A 14,595-nucleotide genomic window follows, 5' to 3' on the forward strand; every position below is an offset into this window, starting at 1 on the left:
CAGTAATACCTGGCATGGCTACTATCAATTTGCAATGGGAAAGGAAGCTGTACATTTTCTCGTTCCCTGCCGCCCGGCAACTCCCCCGATGAGGCGGCAGCAACGAAGGAACGATTTCGATGACGCTTTCCAAATCGCGAAGCGGGGCGGGGCTGGCATTGCTGCTGCTCTGCACCGCCAATTTCCTCGACGCCATGGACGTCTCCACCATTGGTGTCGCGCTTCCTGCCATCCAGGCCGAACTCGGCATGGAGGCGACATCGCTGCAATGGGCCGTCAGCGCCTATGTGCTCGGTTATGGCGGCTTCCTGCTGCTCGGCGGCCGGGTCGCCGACGTCTTCGGCCATCGCCGCGTCTTCCTCTGGTCGCTGGCGATCTTTGCCGCCGCCAGCATCGCCGGCGGCTTCGTCGATAGCGGGCCGACGCTGATTGCCGCCCGCTTGATCAAGGGCATTGCCGCCGCCTTCACTGCGCCGGCCGCCCTTGCGCTGCTGCTCTCGGTCTTCGGCGAGGGAACCGCACGGGCAAAGGCGCTCGGGGTCTTCGCCTCGACCGGCGCCACCGGCTTCGTGCTCGGCATGGTGCTCGGCGGTGCCGCGACGATCTTCAGCTGGCGGGCGACGCTTGTCATGGGCGCGCCCGTCGCCATCCTGACACTCCTTCTTGCGCCGCTGGCGCTGCCGGCCGACCCGAAAAGGACAGGACCGCGGCCGAGCTTCGACTGGGCCGGCGCGCTGACGATCACCCCCGGACTGCTGCTCTTCGTCTTCGGCATCACCAATGCCGCGGCCGCCGGCTGGCAGGCCTTCCCGACCTGGGGTTCGCTCGCCGCGTCGCTGGTGCTGATCCTGCTCTTCCTCGTGGTCGAAGCGCGCCATGCCGATCCGATGGTGCCGCTCGGCATGTTCCGCCGGGCCAAGCTCCGGCATGCCAATGCGATCGCCGCCCTCTTCCAGGGCGCCTATGTCGGCTTCCAGTTCCTGGCGACGCTCTATTATCAGAACGTCATCGGCTGGTCGGCCTTCACCACCGGCTTCTGCTTTGCGCTTGGCGGCGTCTTCGTGATGTTCCTGGCGCCACGTTTTGCGACGCTTGCGCAAAATCGCGGCGCCACCGGGCTGATGGCGGCGGGTGTCGGCCTGCAGGCGTTCAGCTATATCTTCTGGGTGACCGCACTCGGACATGTCGACCCGATCCTGCTCGTGCTGTTCTCGCAGATCCCGCTCGGCCTCGGCTACGCCATGACCTACCCCTCGGTGCAGGTCGCAGCCCTTTCCGACGTGGAGGACGACAAGTCGGGGCTCGCCTCCGGGCTGCTCTTCGCCTCCTTCCAGATCGGCGGCGGCATCGTGCTTGCTGCGGCCTCGGCAGTCTTCGGCGCCGCACCGCATTTCGGCTGGGACCCCTATGTCGCCGGCATCGCTTTCGTGGCGCTGCTTGCGGTGGCGATTACCCTGCTTGCAGCCGCCGGTCCGCGGACATCGGCCGCCCGGAGACCCGGCTATCAGGCGGCGGAATGACCGTCATCGGCCCGCACCCTGACCGGTGCGGGCTGCTCATGAACCGGAGCGATATTGGCAGCAAGAATCCCGTTGCGTTGCCTGGGTGAAAGGCGCATGGTCGCAACTTCGGCAGCCAGTGTACGGGCGCTGCCGACTGAGGGTTTTTATACCCTTGCCCCGATGAAAGGAGGACCGATGTCTTCCACTTTCGAAAAGTCGCATCTGACTTCGTCCGATCTCGACATGCTGCAAGGCGTGCTCGACGACGCCGGCTACGACGCCAAAATCCTGATCGGCAACGAACGTGTCTTCAACGTCGCGGCCATACTGTTGATCAGGCTGTTCGAAGAGGGCGTCACCTCGCCGGCCATGCTCTCACAAGCGCTCGAACACCATTTCGGCAAGCTGAAGGCGCCGCCGAAACCGGTAACCCCCGTCTTTAACCGATATGCAATACAGGGATTGCCCCGCGAAAGACGCGCCGCCGTCTAGAGCATGATGCCGAAAAGTGTGAGCGGTTTTCGGACGACATCATGCTCTCACTGATGTTCTAGCGGCAAACGAGCCGCCCGGCTCCGAAGGAATATCGTGCGAAAAACCCTCTTGCTTTGTATCTGCGTCGCAGCGGCCGGTTATTTCGGATGGGTGCAATTCGGGGCTTACCAACAACGCGAGCAGGCTAGAGATCTTGCCGACATCGACAGGGAGCGCCGGGTGGCGCTCCTGGAAATCGATGGCTGCCGGGCAAAAGTGGATCTGCTTCTGTCGATGACAGACCGCCTGCTCAAGGCCGGCGGCATGCTGGTGCCGCTCGATATCGGACGGGACATAGAACTCTGTTTGGCCCGCGGCATCATGTCTGCATCAGGCCGCGCGGAGATGGAAAGAACGAAGCTGATCCGCCTGTTTCCCGTGAATGACTAAGCGCGTCGGAAGATTCATCCCTCGCGCTTTAGCCCTGTTGTTTCGCACGCCGTTATCGCTAAACCGCTGCCCAGTTTTGCGCGGCTCGCTTTATCCCCTGTGGAAATATGGCTTTCCTGCGGCGGTGGCCTTAATGGCACCTCAATTTTACTCTATAAGGAGGGCTCGCTGATTTGGCCGATGCGGCATTTGCGGTGACCGGGTTTCCGGCCCCGCCATTTTCCCGATCGCGAAAGCATGGTGACGTCCCGTCTCAACGTCGGGTTTGGCTTTCGGTGACCTCTCCGGTCATCCGCCTCCAGACTGCGATGCGGTTTCAGCAGGCATCATTTTCATTCCATCCCTGCGGCCCGGTGTTATCGGGTTGCCTCTCATGACGATCCCGCGATCTCCGATCGCGACCGACAAGCGGGGCGAATACCACGCAGGTTGCGGCTTTCAATTTCGATCTAAAGGGAGATTTTATCGATGGCAAAAGGACAAGTAAGAAGCAATCGCGAGGTCCGGAAGCCGAAGAAGGACAAGCAGGCAGCGAAGGTGGAAAGCACATTCGCCAATCAGATGAAGACGGCGACTAAAACCGCCCCGCAGGGCAGTGCTCCAAAGAAATAGAACCTCTTATCGAGCCCCCGCTCCGCCCCCGTGCGCATAACAGCGCAAGTGATAGCGCGTCTTGTCGAACGCGCCGCGCTCCGGCGTGACACCATCACCCATTGACATGTTTTCAGAAAAACAGGAATTGCTGTAACCATGACCACTCTTCATACGATGTACCACTTCGACTATCCGCTCTTCCTCATTCGTTCGGCCGTGGTGATTGCACTCGGCTTTTCGGCGATCGCCGCCTTTCACGGCGTCACTCTGTGATCGAATCTACGCGCCGCAGCGAGTGCGAGGAAATCCAAGTGGCCCCTTTGGGTGAGCCCGACGACAACCCGGAGCGATCCGCGGAGCAAGCGGCGCTTTTCGCTGAAAAGCGCTGGCTGAAGATCCTTGCCGGATATCGCCAGCCGCGGGCCGGACGTAGCGCCTTCGAGCTTGCCGTCACCGTCGTTCCCTTCGCGCTGTTCTGGGCTGCCGCATGGGCAGCGGTTCATTACAGCTTCTGGCCCGGCCTGATCCTCATCCTTCCCGCCGCCGCCTTCCTGCTCCGGCTGTTCATGATCCAGCATGATTGCGGCCACGGCTCGTTTTTCGCTCGTCGCCGCGTCGACGACTGGGTTGGACGCACGATCGGCATCCTGACGCTGACGCCTTACGACTATTGGCGCCGGGCGCATGCGGAACACCACGCCTCGGCCGGGAACCTGGACGAGCGCGGCGTTGGCGACATCGAAACGCTGACGATCGCCGAATATAACGCGCTGTCACGCTGGGGCCGGCTCGGCTACCGGCTCTACCGGCACCCGATCGTGATGTTCGGGATCGGGCCGGCATGGCTGTTCCTGTTCAAGCAGCGCCTGCCTTTCGGCATGATGCGCTCCGGCGCCCTGCCCTGGATCTCGACCATGGCGACCAATCTTGCCATCGCAGTGGCCGCCGCGCTGCTGATCTGGGCGGTCGGGATCATTCCCTTTCTCCTGGTGCATCTGCCGACCGTGCTTCTGGCAGGTGCTGCCGGCGTCTGGCTGTTCTACGTGCAGCATCAATTCGAGGAAACACATTGGTCGAAGAAGCCGGAATGGCAGTTCCAGCATGCGGCCCTCCACGGTGCCTCGCATTACGACCTGCCGCCGGTGCTGCGGTGGATCACCGGCAATATCGGCATCCACCACGTGCATCATCTGTCGAGCCGGGTGCCTTACTACCGGCTGCCGGAGGTGCTGCGAGATCATCCTGAGCTTGCCGATCTGGGCCGCATCACGCTCATGGAAAGCCTGCGTTGCGTCAAGCTGGTGCTGTGGGACGAACAGACGAAGCGGCTGGTCTCGTTTCGCGACGCGGCGCGGCTTGCTACAGCACGATAACGGGGCGTTAGAGCGGTTTAGCTTTCCACCGAAGCACGGAACCGCCCTAACCTTTTGCCTGCATCCAATTCCAGGGAAAGCCGCCTCTTTCCCTGGAATTGTTTAGCGATAACCCGTCACATCCGCCGGCCTGCCCGGCTCCTGCACTTCCACCATGTAGCGCCAGCAATCCGGCCGCGAACCGTCGATATCGTCGAAGCCATAGGTCTTCGCCACTCCGCCGCTCGACAGCGATTGTCCGTTCCAGCGGGCGCGGTCGGGATCGGCGGCGATCGCCGCAACGGCACGGCCGACAAAATGCGGGGTTTCGGAAATGGCGAAATGCGGCTGCACCTTCGTCGCCTCGCGCCAGTTCTCCTCGCGAACGCCATAAGCATCCAGCATCATTTCGGAGCGCAGCCAGCCAGGCGTGATCGAAACGGCGGTGGCGCCGTGTTTTTCCAAATCTTGCGCATGCGCCCAGGCCATGCGGGTGACACCCGTTTTGACGAGGTCGTAAAAGGGCGACAGCCGGTAATGGGTGGCATTGTATTCGGCCGTGCCGTCGGTCATCTCCACCAGCAGTCCGCCGGGCCGCTCGATCATCAGCGGCAGGGCGTAATGGGCGGTGATCAGATGCGTCTCGATGCCGAGCTGCAGCATGCGCAGGCCCTTGTCCAGCGAATGCTCCCAGACGGCCTTGTCCCATTCGAACAGCTTCTCGCAGCCCCAGATGTCGTTGACGAGAATATCGAGCCGGCCGGCTTCGCCGCGGATGCGGGCGACCAGCGCCTCGACCTGTTGCTGGACGAGATGGTCCACCTGCACGGCAATGCCCTTGCCGCCGGCTGATGTCACCAGCTCGGCCGTCTCCTCGATCGTCTCTGGTCGGGCATACTCGGATTGCTGGGCGCCCGTCGTGCGCCCGGTCACGTAGACGGTGGCGCCGGCGGCGCCAAGTTCCACCGCAATGCCTCGGCCGGCGCCGCGCGTAGCACCCGCCACCAAGGCCACTTTCTCCCGCAAGTTCGCTGTCACTTCTCCATCCTCCACGCAATTGCAAAGTGTTACAGCGTCCTTTGCGCCTCTAAAGAGGCGCGGCGCTGTAGAACGCCTCATGCCGTAATGGAAACGCCAGGAATTAGCCGGCGCTCCTTGTTTATAAACGAATGATCGTTTATATATAACATGAATGCAAGAGGAATTTCATGCCGCGCCGCCGCACACTGTCTGACGAACAGCTTCTCGCCATGGTGCTGTCGCTGATTCATGCCGAGGGGCCGGACGCGGCGACCTTTGCGGCGGTGGCGAAAGCCAGCGGACTTTCCGGCTCGACTCTGGTGCAGCGTTTCGCCACGAAAGCGGCGATGCTGCGCGCCGCGCTGCTTTATGCCTGGGACAGGCTGGATTCGGAAACGGCGCGGCTTGCCGAGAGCGTCCCGAAAACGCCGGAAGGCGCCATCACGCTGCTCGTCGGCCTGTCGCAGGATTACGGCGACAATGCCGCCGCCTATGGCGAGGGACTGCTGGTGCTTCGCGAGGATTTTCGCGATCCGATGCTGCGTGCCCGGGGTGCGGCCTGGGGAACGGCACTGACGGCGGCAATCGCTCGATGTTTCGGATCGGCGACTGCGCCGGAGACGATCGCCCGGCTGATGCTGTCGCAATGGCAGGGTTCGCTCATCTGGTGGGGTTTTGGCGCCGAGGGGCCGGTGGCCGCCTATGTGGAAACGGAGCTGCGGCGCTTCCTCGCAGCGCTGAAATCCTGAGCCCGCTTACGCTTCTTCTTCGTCCTTCTCCTCGCCCACGGTCAGCGGCCAATCGACGACGTAATCTTCGAGATCGTCGAGATCGATCTCATTTTCGTTGATCGCGCGGCCTCGCGCGGAAATGCCGGCGGCATGGACGGTCTCCGGGTCGCCGGAGACGAGCGGGTGCCACCAGTAGAGGTCGCGGCCTTCATTGACCAGCCGGTAGCCGCAGGTGGGCGGCAGCCAGGCGATATCGGGCACATTCTCCTTGGTCAGCTGCACGCAGTCCGGCACGAAATCCCAGCGGTTCTCATAGCTGGAGCAGCGACAGCTTTCGCCGTCGAGCAGCTTGCAGCTGACCGAGGTGAAATAGATATCGCCGCTATCCCATTCCTCGATCTTATTGAGACAACAGAGGCCGCAGCCGTCGCAGAGGCTTTCCCACTCGGCGACGGTCATTTCGGCAAGCGTCTTGCTCTTCCAGAAGGGCAGATCGTTCATCGTTCGTTTCTTGCAACAGCGACCCGCAAATTCGCGTGACCCTGATGCATCTCTCTTGTTATCAGCCGCAAAATCAATCAATCCTTCAGTATACTCCTGGTACTCGGAGAATTCTCTCCTCGTATCGGAGAGGTTTGCGGCCAAATACGGGCCTCGCGCTTTCGTCGGATGTGATCGAAGCGCGATCAGGCGGGAATACAGGACGTGCAGGATCCGGACAACCCAGGAAATGGGCCAGGAAATGGGCCAGAAAACGGGCCAGAAAAAAGGCCCGGAAAAGCGGCGAACGAGGCGGCGGAAAAGCGGCCGGCGAAGAGCCGTCACATTCTGCTGCGCATCGATTCCTGGATCGATTCGACCGTCTGGAACGCCGGCTTCCGCGCCGCCGAGATCTGGGAAGACATCACGATATTCTTCCGCCGCTTCCGCGTGCGCGGCTGGAAGCGCATGGTCTTCGAACTTGTCGGCGAAGGACTGACGCTCGGGGCGGCCGGCTCGGTGCTGCTGCTGGTGCTTGCCCAGCCCGCCTTCGAGGCGACCAAGGAGGACTGGCGCAACCGCGGCGATTTCGCCGTCACATTCACCGACCGCTACGGCAACGTCATCGGCCATCGCGGCGTCATCCACCAGAATTCCGTGCCGATCGACGAGCTGCCGGATTCGCTGATCAAATCGGTGCTCGCCACCGAGGACCGGCGCTTCTTCGACCATTTCGGCATCGATTTCATCGGCCTCTTCCGCGCCATGAGCGAGAATGCGCGCGCCGGCGAAGTCGTGCAGGGCGGCTCGACACTGACGCAGCAGCTCGCCAAGAACCTGTTCCTGTCGAACGAACGCTCGATCGACCGCAAGGTCACCGAGGCGTTCCTGGCGCTTTGGCTCGAGGCGAACCTTTCCAAGAAGGAAATCCTCTCCACCTATCTCGACCGCGCCTATATGGGCGGCGGCACTTTTGGCGCAGCGGCGGCGGCGCAATTCTATTTCGGCAAGAACATCACCGATGTGAACCTTGCGGAATCCGCCATGCTTGCCGGCCTGTTCAAGGCGCCGGCGAAATACGCACCGCATGTCAACCTGCCGGCGGCGCGTGCCCGCGCCAACGAAGTGCTGACCAATCTCGTCCAAAGCGGGCTGATGACCGAGGGCCAGGTGATCGCCGCCAGGCGCAATCCCGCCACCGTCGTCGACCGCAACGAGGTGGAATCGCCCGATTTCTTCCTCGACTGGGCTTTCGACGAGGTGCAGCGGCTTTCGTCGCGCTTCCACCAGCATTCGCTGATCGTGCGCACGACGATCGACATGGGCATCCAGCAGGCGGCGGAGGATTCGGTCGAAACGTCGTTGCGCGAATATGGCGAGGCCTATCACGCCAAGCAGGGCGCGATGGTGATGATCGAAAACGGCGGCGCCGTCCGCGCCATGGTCGGCGGCCGGGATTACGGCGAGAGCCAGTTCAACCGCGCCAGTAGGGCGCTGCGCCAGCCAGGCTCGTCCTTCAAGGTCTACACCTATGCGGTGGCGATGGAGAGCGGCATGACGCCGCAGACGACGATCGTCGATGCGCCGATCTACTGGGGCAACTGGAGCCCGCACAATTACGCAAACCGCTATGCCGGCCGCATCACGCTTGAGACCGCGATCGCCCAGTCGATCAACACCGTGCCGGTGCGGCTCGCCAAGGAAAAACTCGGTATTCAGCCGATCCGGGCGATGGCGAAGAACCTCGGCGTCGAAACGCCGATCCGCGACGACGTCACCATCCCGATCGGCACCTCCGAGGTGACGGTGCTCGACCAGGCGACGGCCTATGCCACCTTCCCGGCCGGCGGCTACCAGTCGCGCCGCCACGGCATCACCCAGATCCTCGATTACGACGGCGACGTGCTCTACGATTTCGACCGTGACGAGCCGGCGCCGAAGCGTGTGCTGTCCGAACAGGCCGACGCCTATATGAACCAGATGCTGTCGCGCGTTCCCTATGTCGGCACGGCGCGCAAGGCGGCCCTCGACAACGGCATCCTGACGGCCGGCAAGACCGGCACGACCCAGGCCTATCGCGACGCCTGGTTCGTCGGCTTCACCGGCAACTACACCTGCGCCGTCTGGTTCGGCAATGACGACTACACCTCGACCAACGAGATGACCGGCGGCTCGCTGCCGGCGATGACCTTCAAGCGCGCCATGGACTACGCCCATCAGGGCGTCACGCTGCGCGCCATCCCCGGCGTCGAGAACCCGCTGCCCTCGGAAAAGGACCTCGCCAAGACCGCCGCCGCCAAGCCGCAGGACGGATTGCCGCAGCTCATCCGGCCGCGCATGCTCTCGGTTCAATCGACTGGCATCCTCAAGAAGCTCGGCGAAAAGCTGAAGGATGCCGCCCCGCTCGCGCCGACAAAGGTGGCCAGCGCGGAGTAGCCGGCCCAGGAGATCGCCGGTAGCTGCGCCTCGTCCGCCCGCCGGCACCTCTGGGTGAAAGGCCGTGTTGCCGCAGTTGGCAGACGACTTTGCCGCATGGACCTGACGGCTTTGCCGCATGGACATGACGACTTTGCCGCATGGACATAACCGGGGATCAATCGGCGCCTATGTCACGGCCCGGCATTCCACCCTGCCAGAATCAGTGGTAACCCTTTCATCCGATATGGTTTCCAAGGTCATAACGTGTTTCGATTCCCCCTCTTTATCGCGATCACGCTGATCGTCGCCTTCGGCGGCGGGATCATGATTTCGCTTTATGCGCTGGATGCGACACAGGGTTTCGGGGCGATCAAGCTCGGCGCCTGGGAGGCCTTTCCGGCGTTGCAGACGGTCGAGGCCGATCCTTACGCCAAGTCGCACCGGGCGCGCGCCGGCAAACTGCTCTATGGCAGCGCCGAGGGCCTGACCTTCACGGCGAGCGTCGACGACGAGGGCGCACGGCTGAATGCCAACTGCCGCTACCGCATCAGCGGGCAGACACCGCCGGCCCGGCTCTGGACCCTCTTTACCGCCGACAATGGCGGCAATCCGGCAGCGGTGAAGACCGGGCATCCCTCAGCGCTCAATTCCTGGACGGTGCTGCGCAATCAAGACAGCAGTTTCTCGATCGAGATCTCAGCCGTCGCGCAGCCGGGCAACTGGCTGGCCTTGCCGGAGGCCGGCACCTTCCGGCTGGTGCTGACGCTGTTCGACACACCGACAGCCGGCAGTTCCGGCGTGATCGACCTCGCCATGCCGAAGCTCACCAAGACCGGATGCGGCAATGCTTAGGATATTCTTCGCCGTCCTGACCGGCCTTTTCGGCGCAGCCCTGCTGCATCTCGTCATCATCCTGTCGCTACCGCATTTCACCGGCAGGGATGCGGCGACCCGCGTGGAGGCGGAGGGCGATCTCAACAATTTCTATCTGCTTGGCGACCAGTATGACGAGGCCGGCCTTGCCAATGGCGACCCCTTCCTGCGCACCGCCGTCTGCTCCTTCGACGTCGAGGACGCGCCGGTACATTTTACCGCCAAGGGCAATGTGCCCTTCTGGTCGATCGCGATCTATGACAGCGCCTCCAACGAGGTCTTCAGCATGAACGACAGAACATCGGTCGGCGGCGCGCTCGATGTGCTGGCCGGCAGTCCGATCCAGCTGACCGACCTGCGCAAGAACTTGCCGCAGGAGCTGCAGCAGGCGATCCTGGTGGAAATGGCACGGCCGGACGGTTATGCCGTGCTGCGGACGCTGGCGCCGCAGGCGAGCTTCGATGAGGCTGCGCGCAACTTCCTGACGGAAGCCGGCTGCGAGCAATTCGCTCGCTGAGGTTGAAGAGCGGTTACTTCTTGTTGACGCGCGGCGCGGGCGCCGGACGATGTTTCGGGCTCTCGGCGAGCCGCTCGTAGCGGACGCCGGTGAACCAAAGGATCTTGGCTTCGCGGGGCTCTTTGTCCGGGCGACGCGGCGCCCGCGGCCGCCGATCCGCCAATGCGACTACTATTGCCATTCTCGTCTCCATGCACTGCCCGAGACGGATGAAGTTGCGATGGATTTCACCCTGCCCGCCAATGTGCGGGCCGGCGCGTCCTGCAGTGCCGGGATGACCGGACCGAGGGCATTCGCGCCTTTCCCACGGCACCTGATTGAAATACCGTGATGCGGAGTTTCAACGATCCAAATACTCAAATCGCGTCGTTCCTATCCGAATTGAGACAGATGACAGTTAACAGTTTCCTAATATTCAGCCGATGCCAAACATAGTTCACGTTACTTTCCCTTTAACGCTCGAAGAGTTAATTTGGTTTCACCCCGCCTGCGCAAACGGTCGGCTGGAGATCAACGGATAAAATTAGAAACAATTCATATAGTTGACATCGGCGCTGCAATCCGCCGGCCGAGAAAAAGGGCGATGTTGCAGAAATACATCATGAAAATATTTAATTGCGAGGCGCTCAGATGCGCGTATGTTCGCTCATGTCGGTCACACGTTTCCGGGCTCCGATCGATCGGGATTTTCCACGTTCTTGCCGGGATGCGGAGGGCAAGCGGTGTCTTTGCTGGTGAATTCATCTTTCTCGCCTGAAGATCTCGACGTGCTGCGCAGTGCGCTTGATGCCTGGTGCACAGAACGGCGCATCGACATCAAAAGCGTCGACGCGCAATTCGCGGCATCCGCAGCACTCGACCTTTATCAGGCCGGTTACGACAGCCGCGAAAAACTGCTGCACGCGCTGCGCGATCACAGGATCGCCTGAGTTTTTCCACCATCACGGCAGCGATGCGCAATCGTCGCAGCACGCCTTCCAAACCGCGCATTTTATATTGCCGGCTAACCATGTCGCGGCACGCTGCGCGTGTATATTTCTGTTGCATTTTAATAAAATCTTCAGCATGCATTAACCGTACCGGTGTAGGATTTGTTCATAACCGTATGACCTGACATGCGTTCCGCCAGCGCATATCGGTCCTTGGTCCCCTTGTTCTGCGTTTTCGGGGTGTATTTGTGCGTGACCGGTTTCGAGACCTAGAAGGCCCCTTGGCCGTCAGGAAAAAGGACGTGGTATTGATGGCGACTGTCAGCAGTTTCGAGAACCTGTCTCATCCGACACGGTCCGAACTGCGCCAATTCGCCGAACTTTTCATGCCGCTGTTCCAGGCCTCCTCCGACGAGGCCAAGCGCCAGGCGGTCGCCGCCCTTTCTCAATGCAAGAACATGCCAGCCGCGGTGGCGCTGTTCATCGGCAACCAGCCGATCGAGATCGCGGCCCCTTTTCTTACCGCCTCGAAGGCAATCGCCGACGATACGCTGATCACCATCGCGCGCATGCAAGGTGCAACACATGTCAAGGCGATCGTCAGCCGCGATTCACTCTCGCCGAAGGTCATCGATGCTTTGGTGGCGCTGCGCCAGAGCCAGCCGCGGTCGGCGGCCGCATCGGCGCCGGTGATGGAATCGCCGGCGGTGCCACTTTCGCCGGCGCCTACCGAGACCAACGAGGCAGATGCGCTGGAGGGACAGCGGGTTGCCAATGAAGAGGCGTTGCGCGAGCGTATCCTCGGCCTTGCCGGCCATCTCGGCCGTGCCGACGAAGACAGGCTCGGTCTGCGCACGCTGACCGACATTCAAGAGGCGCTGCTGGTGCGCTTCGCCCGCTCGCGTGAGGCGACGCATTTCGCGACTGCACTTGCCGATGCGCTTTCCGCCAGCCGCTGGCTTGCCGAGCGCATCATGCTCGATCTTTCCGGCCAGCAGCTCGCCACGACACTAACGAGCCTCGGCATGGGCTTTCTCGATGCCGTCTTCGTGCTCGAAAGACTCTATCCGCACCTTGCCGAACAGCAGCACAACGTCACGCGGGGCTGGATGGTGCTCGATGCGCTCGACCCGGAAGAATGCCACGAACGCGTCGAAGCCTGGCGGCGCGCCGACCGCTATACCTATAGGCACGACGTACCCAATGTGCCCGCACCTCAGGAAACGCCCAACCACCGCTTCATCCGCCAAGCGCCGCCGCAGCGCGACATGCGCGTCATGGGGCGGCGGTCTCGCTGAGCTGGAATGACTAACCTCACCACAAGGTGAGCTGTTTGAAATTAGGAGCTGACGCGCCTGGCCGTCAGCTGTCTCTGACAAGCGGGATCATATCCCCCAGCTCATCCGCCTCCAGCTCGACGATCCAGAGATCGGGATCGAATTTGCGTTCGCGCTCCAGCATCGCACGCACAGCTTCCGGTTCGCTGCGCAACAGACGGATCTCGAACAGGCGGTCGCCGGCCTGGCCTTCGTCGAAAGCGGTCTGCGGCGCCGGCGCATAGAGCGTTTCCAGGCCGTCGCGGAAGTGCTGGCGGATGAAGATCGCACCCGCCTCCTCCGCACCCTTCTTCTCGACGGCGGCAAAATCGCCGCTGGCGAAGACGCGGCGCAGGAGGGCTGAAACGAAGATGTCGGCGCGTAATCTCATCGGCGCGGTATAGACCGGCGCGCCGGTGGCGGCAATGCGGGGCCAGAGTTTGACCTCAGGGGTCAGACCTTGACCGCCAGCCGCAATCCGCCCCAATGCCGTCCGCGCACTGTGATCGGAGCGGAGATATCCTTCATCATCACGAAATTGCCGCCGCCCATGTCGCGCCGATAGGTCTGGACGAGGAAGGGCGCGGTGCTGCGGCCGGCGGCAAGACCGACGCGATCGGCGAAGATGCGGCGATTGCGGCAATTGGCGGTGTTCCAGACGCTGTCGCCAGACCGCTGGGCTTGCGAGAATTTTCGGTTGTGGGTCGGCAGATAGCCGTTCTCGTCGATCGCCGCGCAGAAGGCGATGCGCTCGTCCAAGATTGTGACGGGCTCCTGGATCGGCGGCAGCAGGCGGTCGGTGAGCTCGGTGAAGGCTGCCATCATCTGCGCCGGATCGGAGCCTGGTATCGGCCGATAACGTCGGTCGAAGAGCGCATCGAGCCCGATCTGACCCTCGGCGACGGCGCGCTCGAAGGCGCCGGAAATCTGCCTTGCCACCGACTGCGCTTCCTCGATCCAACGGCTGTCGGCGGTCTTGACGCCGGCGCTCGCCGTCAGCTGGATCAGGGTTTCCGAGAGGCCGACGACGCTGTCGACGCGTTTTGCCGCCTGCTGCAGCCTGACATTCGAGCCGGCGACCTCGGCCGACATCTCGCCGAGTTTCTCGACGAAACCGGCGCATTGCTGATCGACCGCCTCGGTGGTGTTGGCCATGACAGTCGAACTGTCGAGGATGCGGGTAATGACATGCTCCATGCTTTCGAAGGCGCCACGCATCGCCTCCGACTTGTCACGCACGCCGGCCGCACTGTCGCGCGCATCGCTGCCGGCGGCCGACAGCCGGTCGATCTTCACGCGCAGTTCGTCCAGCGTCTGCTGGATGGAGCCGGTCGCCTTCGAGGTCTGCAGCGAAAGCGCGCGGACTTCGGTGGCGACGACCGCAAAACCCTTGCCCGCATCGCCGGCGCGCGCCGCCTCGATCGCGGCGTTCAGCGCCAGCAGGTTGGTCTGGCGGGCGATGGTGCTGATCTCCTCGGCAATATTGTCGACATCGGCAAGCGACTTGGAGAAGCCGGCGATCTCAGCGCCGATCTCGTTGGAGGACTGGACCATGTGGCCGATCTCGGCGACGGAGCCCGTCAGGCGGTCGGCCGATTCTTTCAGCATGTGGCGGGCCTCGGCCGCGGTGCGGTCGGTCTCGCGCAGCGACACGGCGACCGAGCGGTTGGTCTCGGCAATCGACAGCGCGGTGCGGGTGACATGATCGAAGGCGGAGGCATGCCGAGCCGACATTCCCGCCATGTCCTGGATGGCGCCGGCGATATCGACGAGATCGATGCCAAGGGTGGAGGCTTCTTCGGCAAGACGCAGCAGGATGTGGCGCAGCGCTTCGCGATCAGGCCCTCCCGCTTCGACCGCCGGTTCTCCGGCCAGATCGTCTATCGCCTTCAGCGCATGCATGACCGATGCTCTCCGTCCCAATCAGAAAAGCTTCAGG

General features: G+C 62.6%; 16 protein-coding genes. 11 read left to right on the forward strand and 5 right to left on the reverse strand.

The window, feature by feature from the left end; translation table 11 throughout:
- Window positions 1-119: 119 nt before the first annotated feature.
- The 5 genes from GFM02_RS25050 (at window position 120) to GFM02_RS25070 (ending at window position 4,393) form a co-directional block, all read left to right on the forward strand.
- Entirely contained in the window at window positions 120-1,520 is a 1,401-nt protein-coding gene (locus GFM02_RS25050; protein ID WP_168323110.1) for an MFS transporter, read from the forward strand.
- 96 nt (window positions 1,521-1,616) lie between these two features.
- Complete coding sequence (locus tag GFM02_RS25055) at window positions 1,617-1,994, forward strand: hypothetical protein (RefSeq protein ID WP_205930449.1); 378 nt, start codon at window positions 1,617-1,619, stop codon at window positions 1,992-1,994.
- Window positions 1,995-2,090: 96 nt separating this feature from the next.
- Window positions 2,091-2,426: a hypothetical protein gene (locus GFM02_RS25060; protein WP_138328497.1), complete on the forward strand. Its 336-nt coding sequence runs from the start codon at window positions 2,091-2,093 to the stop codon at window positions 2,424-2,426.
- 468 nt (window positions 2,427-2,894) lie between these two features.
- Entirely contained in the window at window positions 2,895-3,038 is a 144-nt protein-coding gene (locus tag GFM02_RS25065; RefSeq protein ID WP_003546677.1) for a hypothetical protein, read from the forward strand.
- A 302-nt stretch (window positions 3,039-3,340) separates the two neighbouring features.
- The gene (locus tag GFM02_RS25070) at window positions 3,341-4,393 is read left to right on the forward strand and encodes a fatty acid desaturase (RefSeq protein WP_168323159.1); all 1,053 of its coding nucleotides are present in this window, start codon (window positions 3,341-3,343) and stop codon (window positions 4,391-4,393) included.
- A gap of 102 nt (window positions 4,394-4,495) precedes the next feature.
- Here GFM02_RS25070 and GFM02_RS25075 read toward each other — a convergent pair whose 3' ends face one another.
- Window positions 4,496-5,410 carry an SDR family oxidoreductase gene (locus GFM02_RS25075; protein ID WP_168323111.1) on the reverse strand — a complete coding sequence of 305 codons (915 nt, stop codon included), beginning with the start codon at window positions 5,408-5,410 and terminating at the stop codon, window positions 4,496-4,498.
- A 170-nt stretch (window positions 5,411-5,580) separates the two neighbouring features.
- On the opposite strand from GFM02_RS25075, the gene GFM02_RS25080 reads away from it, so the two are divergent.
- Window positions 5,581-6,141 carry a TetR family transcriptional regulator gene (locus GFM02_RS25080; RefSeq protein ID WP_168323112.1) on the forward strand — a complete coding sequence of 187 codons (561 nt, stop codon included), beginning with the start codon at window positions 5,581-5,583 and terminating at the stop codon, window positions 6,139-6,141.
- A gap of 6 nt (window positions 6,142-6,147) precedes the next feature.
- On the opposite strand, the gene GFM02_RS25085 is transcribed toward GFM02_RS25080, so the two are convergent.
- The gene (locus GFM02_RS25085) at window positions 6,148-6,624 is read right to left on the reverse strand and encodes a YcgN family cysteine cluster protein (protein WP_020049199.1); all 477 of its coding nucleotides are present in this window, start codon (window positions 6,622-6,624) and stop codon (window positions 6,148-6,150) included.
- 204 nt (window positions 6,625-6,828) lie between these two features.
- Here GFM02_RS25085 and GFM02_RS25090 point away from each other — a divergent pair, with 204 nt between their 5' ends.
- From GFM02_RS25090 to GFM02_RS25100, 3 genes are all read left to right on the forward strand, one after another.
- Window positions 6,829-9,039, forward strand: a complete 2,211-nt coding sequence (locus GFM02_RS25090; RefSeq protein WP_168323113.1) for a PBP1A family penicillin-binding protein — start codon at window positions 6,829-6,831, stop codon at window positions 9,037-9,039.
- 246 nt (window positions 9,040-9,285) lie between these two features.
- Window positions 9,286-9,873, forward strand: coding sequence for a DUF1214 domain-containing protein (locus GFM02_RS25095; RefSeq protein WP_017959644.1), 588 nt, complete (start codon window positions 9,286-9,288; stop codon window positions 9,871-9,873).
- On the forward strand, window positions 9,866-10,411 hold the full coding sequence (locus tag GFM02_RS25100) for a DUF1254 domain-containing protein (RefSeq protein ID WP_077976029.1): 546 nt from the start codon (window positions 9,866-9,868) through the stop codon (window positions 10,409-10,411). Before GFM02_RS25095 ends, GFM02_RS25100 begins: the two co-directional genes overlap by 8 nt.
- Before the next feature lie 13 nt (window positions 10,412-10,424).
- Here the strand turns inward: GFM02_RS25100 and GFM02_RS25105 are convergent, their stop codons facing one another.
- Complete coding sequence (locus GFM02_RS25105) at window positions 10,425-10,592, reverse strand: hypothetical protein (RefSeq protein ID WP_003546657.1); 168 nt, start codon at window positions 10,590-10,592, stop codon at window positions 10,425-10,427.
- 541 nt (window positions 10,593-11,133) lie between these two features.
- Here GFM02_RS25105 and GFM02_RS25110 point away from each other — a divergent pair.
- Both GFM02_RS25110 and GFM02_RS25115 read left to right on the forward strand, forming a co-directional pair.
- Window positions 11,134-11,340: a hypothetical protein gene (locus tag GFM02_RS25110; RefSeq protein WP_026158597.1), complete on the forward strand. Its 207-nt coding sequence runs from the start codon at window positions 11,134-11,136 to the stop codon at window positions 11,338-11,340.
- Window positions 11,341-11,588: 248 nt separating this feature from the next.
- The gene (locus GFM02_RS25115) at window positions 11,589-12,638 is read left to right on the forward strand and encodes a DUF2336 domain-containing protein (protein ID WP_168323114.1); all 1,050 of its coding nucleotides are present in this window, start codon (window positions 11,589-11,591) and stop codon (window positions 12,636-12,638) included.
- A 64-nt stretch (window positions 12,639-12,702) separates the two neighbouring features.
- Here the strand turns inward: GFM02_RS25115 and GFM02_RS25120 are convergent, their stop codons facing one another.
- A complete protein-coding gene (locus GFM02_RS25120; RefSeq protein WP_020049192.1) occupies window positions 12,703-13,047 on the reverse strand; it encodes a DUF1491 family protein in 345 nt (114 codons plus the stop codon).
- Window positions 13,048-13,109: 62 nt separating this feature from the next.
- A complete protein-coding gene (locus GFM02_RS25125; RefSeq protein ID WP_168323115.1) occupies window positions 13,110-14,558 on the reverse strand; it encodes a methyl-accepting chemotaxis protein in 1,449 nt (482 codons plus the stop codon).
- Window positions 14,559-14,595 lie beyond the last annotated feature (37 nt).

This window comes from Rhizobium leguminosarum bv. viciae, assembly GCF_012276115.1.
Taxonomy (GTDB): Bacteria; Pseudomonadota; Alphaproteobacteria; order Rhizobiales; family Rhizobiaceae; genus Rhizobium; species Rhizobium leguminosarum_T.

Excerpts from the sequence above, each read along its gene's own strand:
- GFM02_RS25065 (WP_003546677.1), top strand. The coding sequence starts at position 2,895 with ATGGCAAAAGGACAAGTAAGAAGCAATCGCGAGGTCCGGAAGCCGAAG.
- GFM02_RS25120 (WP_020049192.1), bottom strand. The coding sequence starts at position 13,047 with ATGAGATTACGCGCCGACATCTTCGTTTCAGCCCTCCTGCGCCGCGTC.
- GFM02_RS25100 (WP_077976029.1), top strand. The coding sequence starts at position 9,866 with ATGCTTAGGATATTCTTCGCCGTCCTGACCGGCCTTTTCGGCGCAGCC.
- GFM02_RS25125 (WP_168323115.1), bottom strand. The coding sequence starts at position 14,558 with ATGCATGCGCTGAAGGCGATAGACGATCTGGCCGGAGAACCGGCGGTC.
- GFM02_RS25055 (WP_205930449.1), top strand. The coding sequence starts at position 1,617 with ATGGTCGCAACTTCGGCAGCCAGTGTACGGGCGCTGCCGACTGAGGGT.
- GFM02_RS25080 (WP_168323112.1), top strand. The coding sequence starts at position 5,581 with ATGCCGCGCCGCCGCACACTGTCTGACGAACAGCTTCTCGCCATGGTG.
- GFM02_RS25085 (WP_020049199.1), bottom strand. The coding sequence starts at position 6,624 with ATGAACGATCTGCCCTTCTGGAAGAGCAAGACGCTTGCCGAAATGACC.
- GFM02_RS25105 (WP_003546657.1), bottom strand. The coding sequence starts at position 10,592 with ATGGCAATAGTAGTCGCATTGGCGGATCGGCGGCCGCGGGCGCCGCGT.
- GFM02_RS25050 (WP_168323110.1), top strand. The coding sequence starts at position 120 with ATGACGCTTTCCAAATCGCGAAGCGGGGCGGGGCTGGCATTGCTGCTG.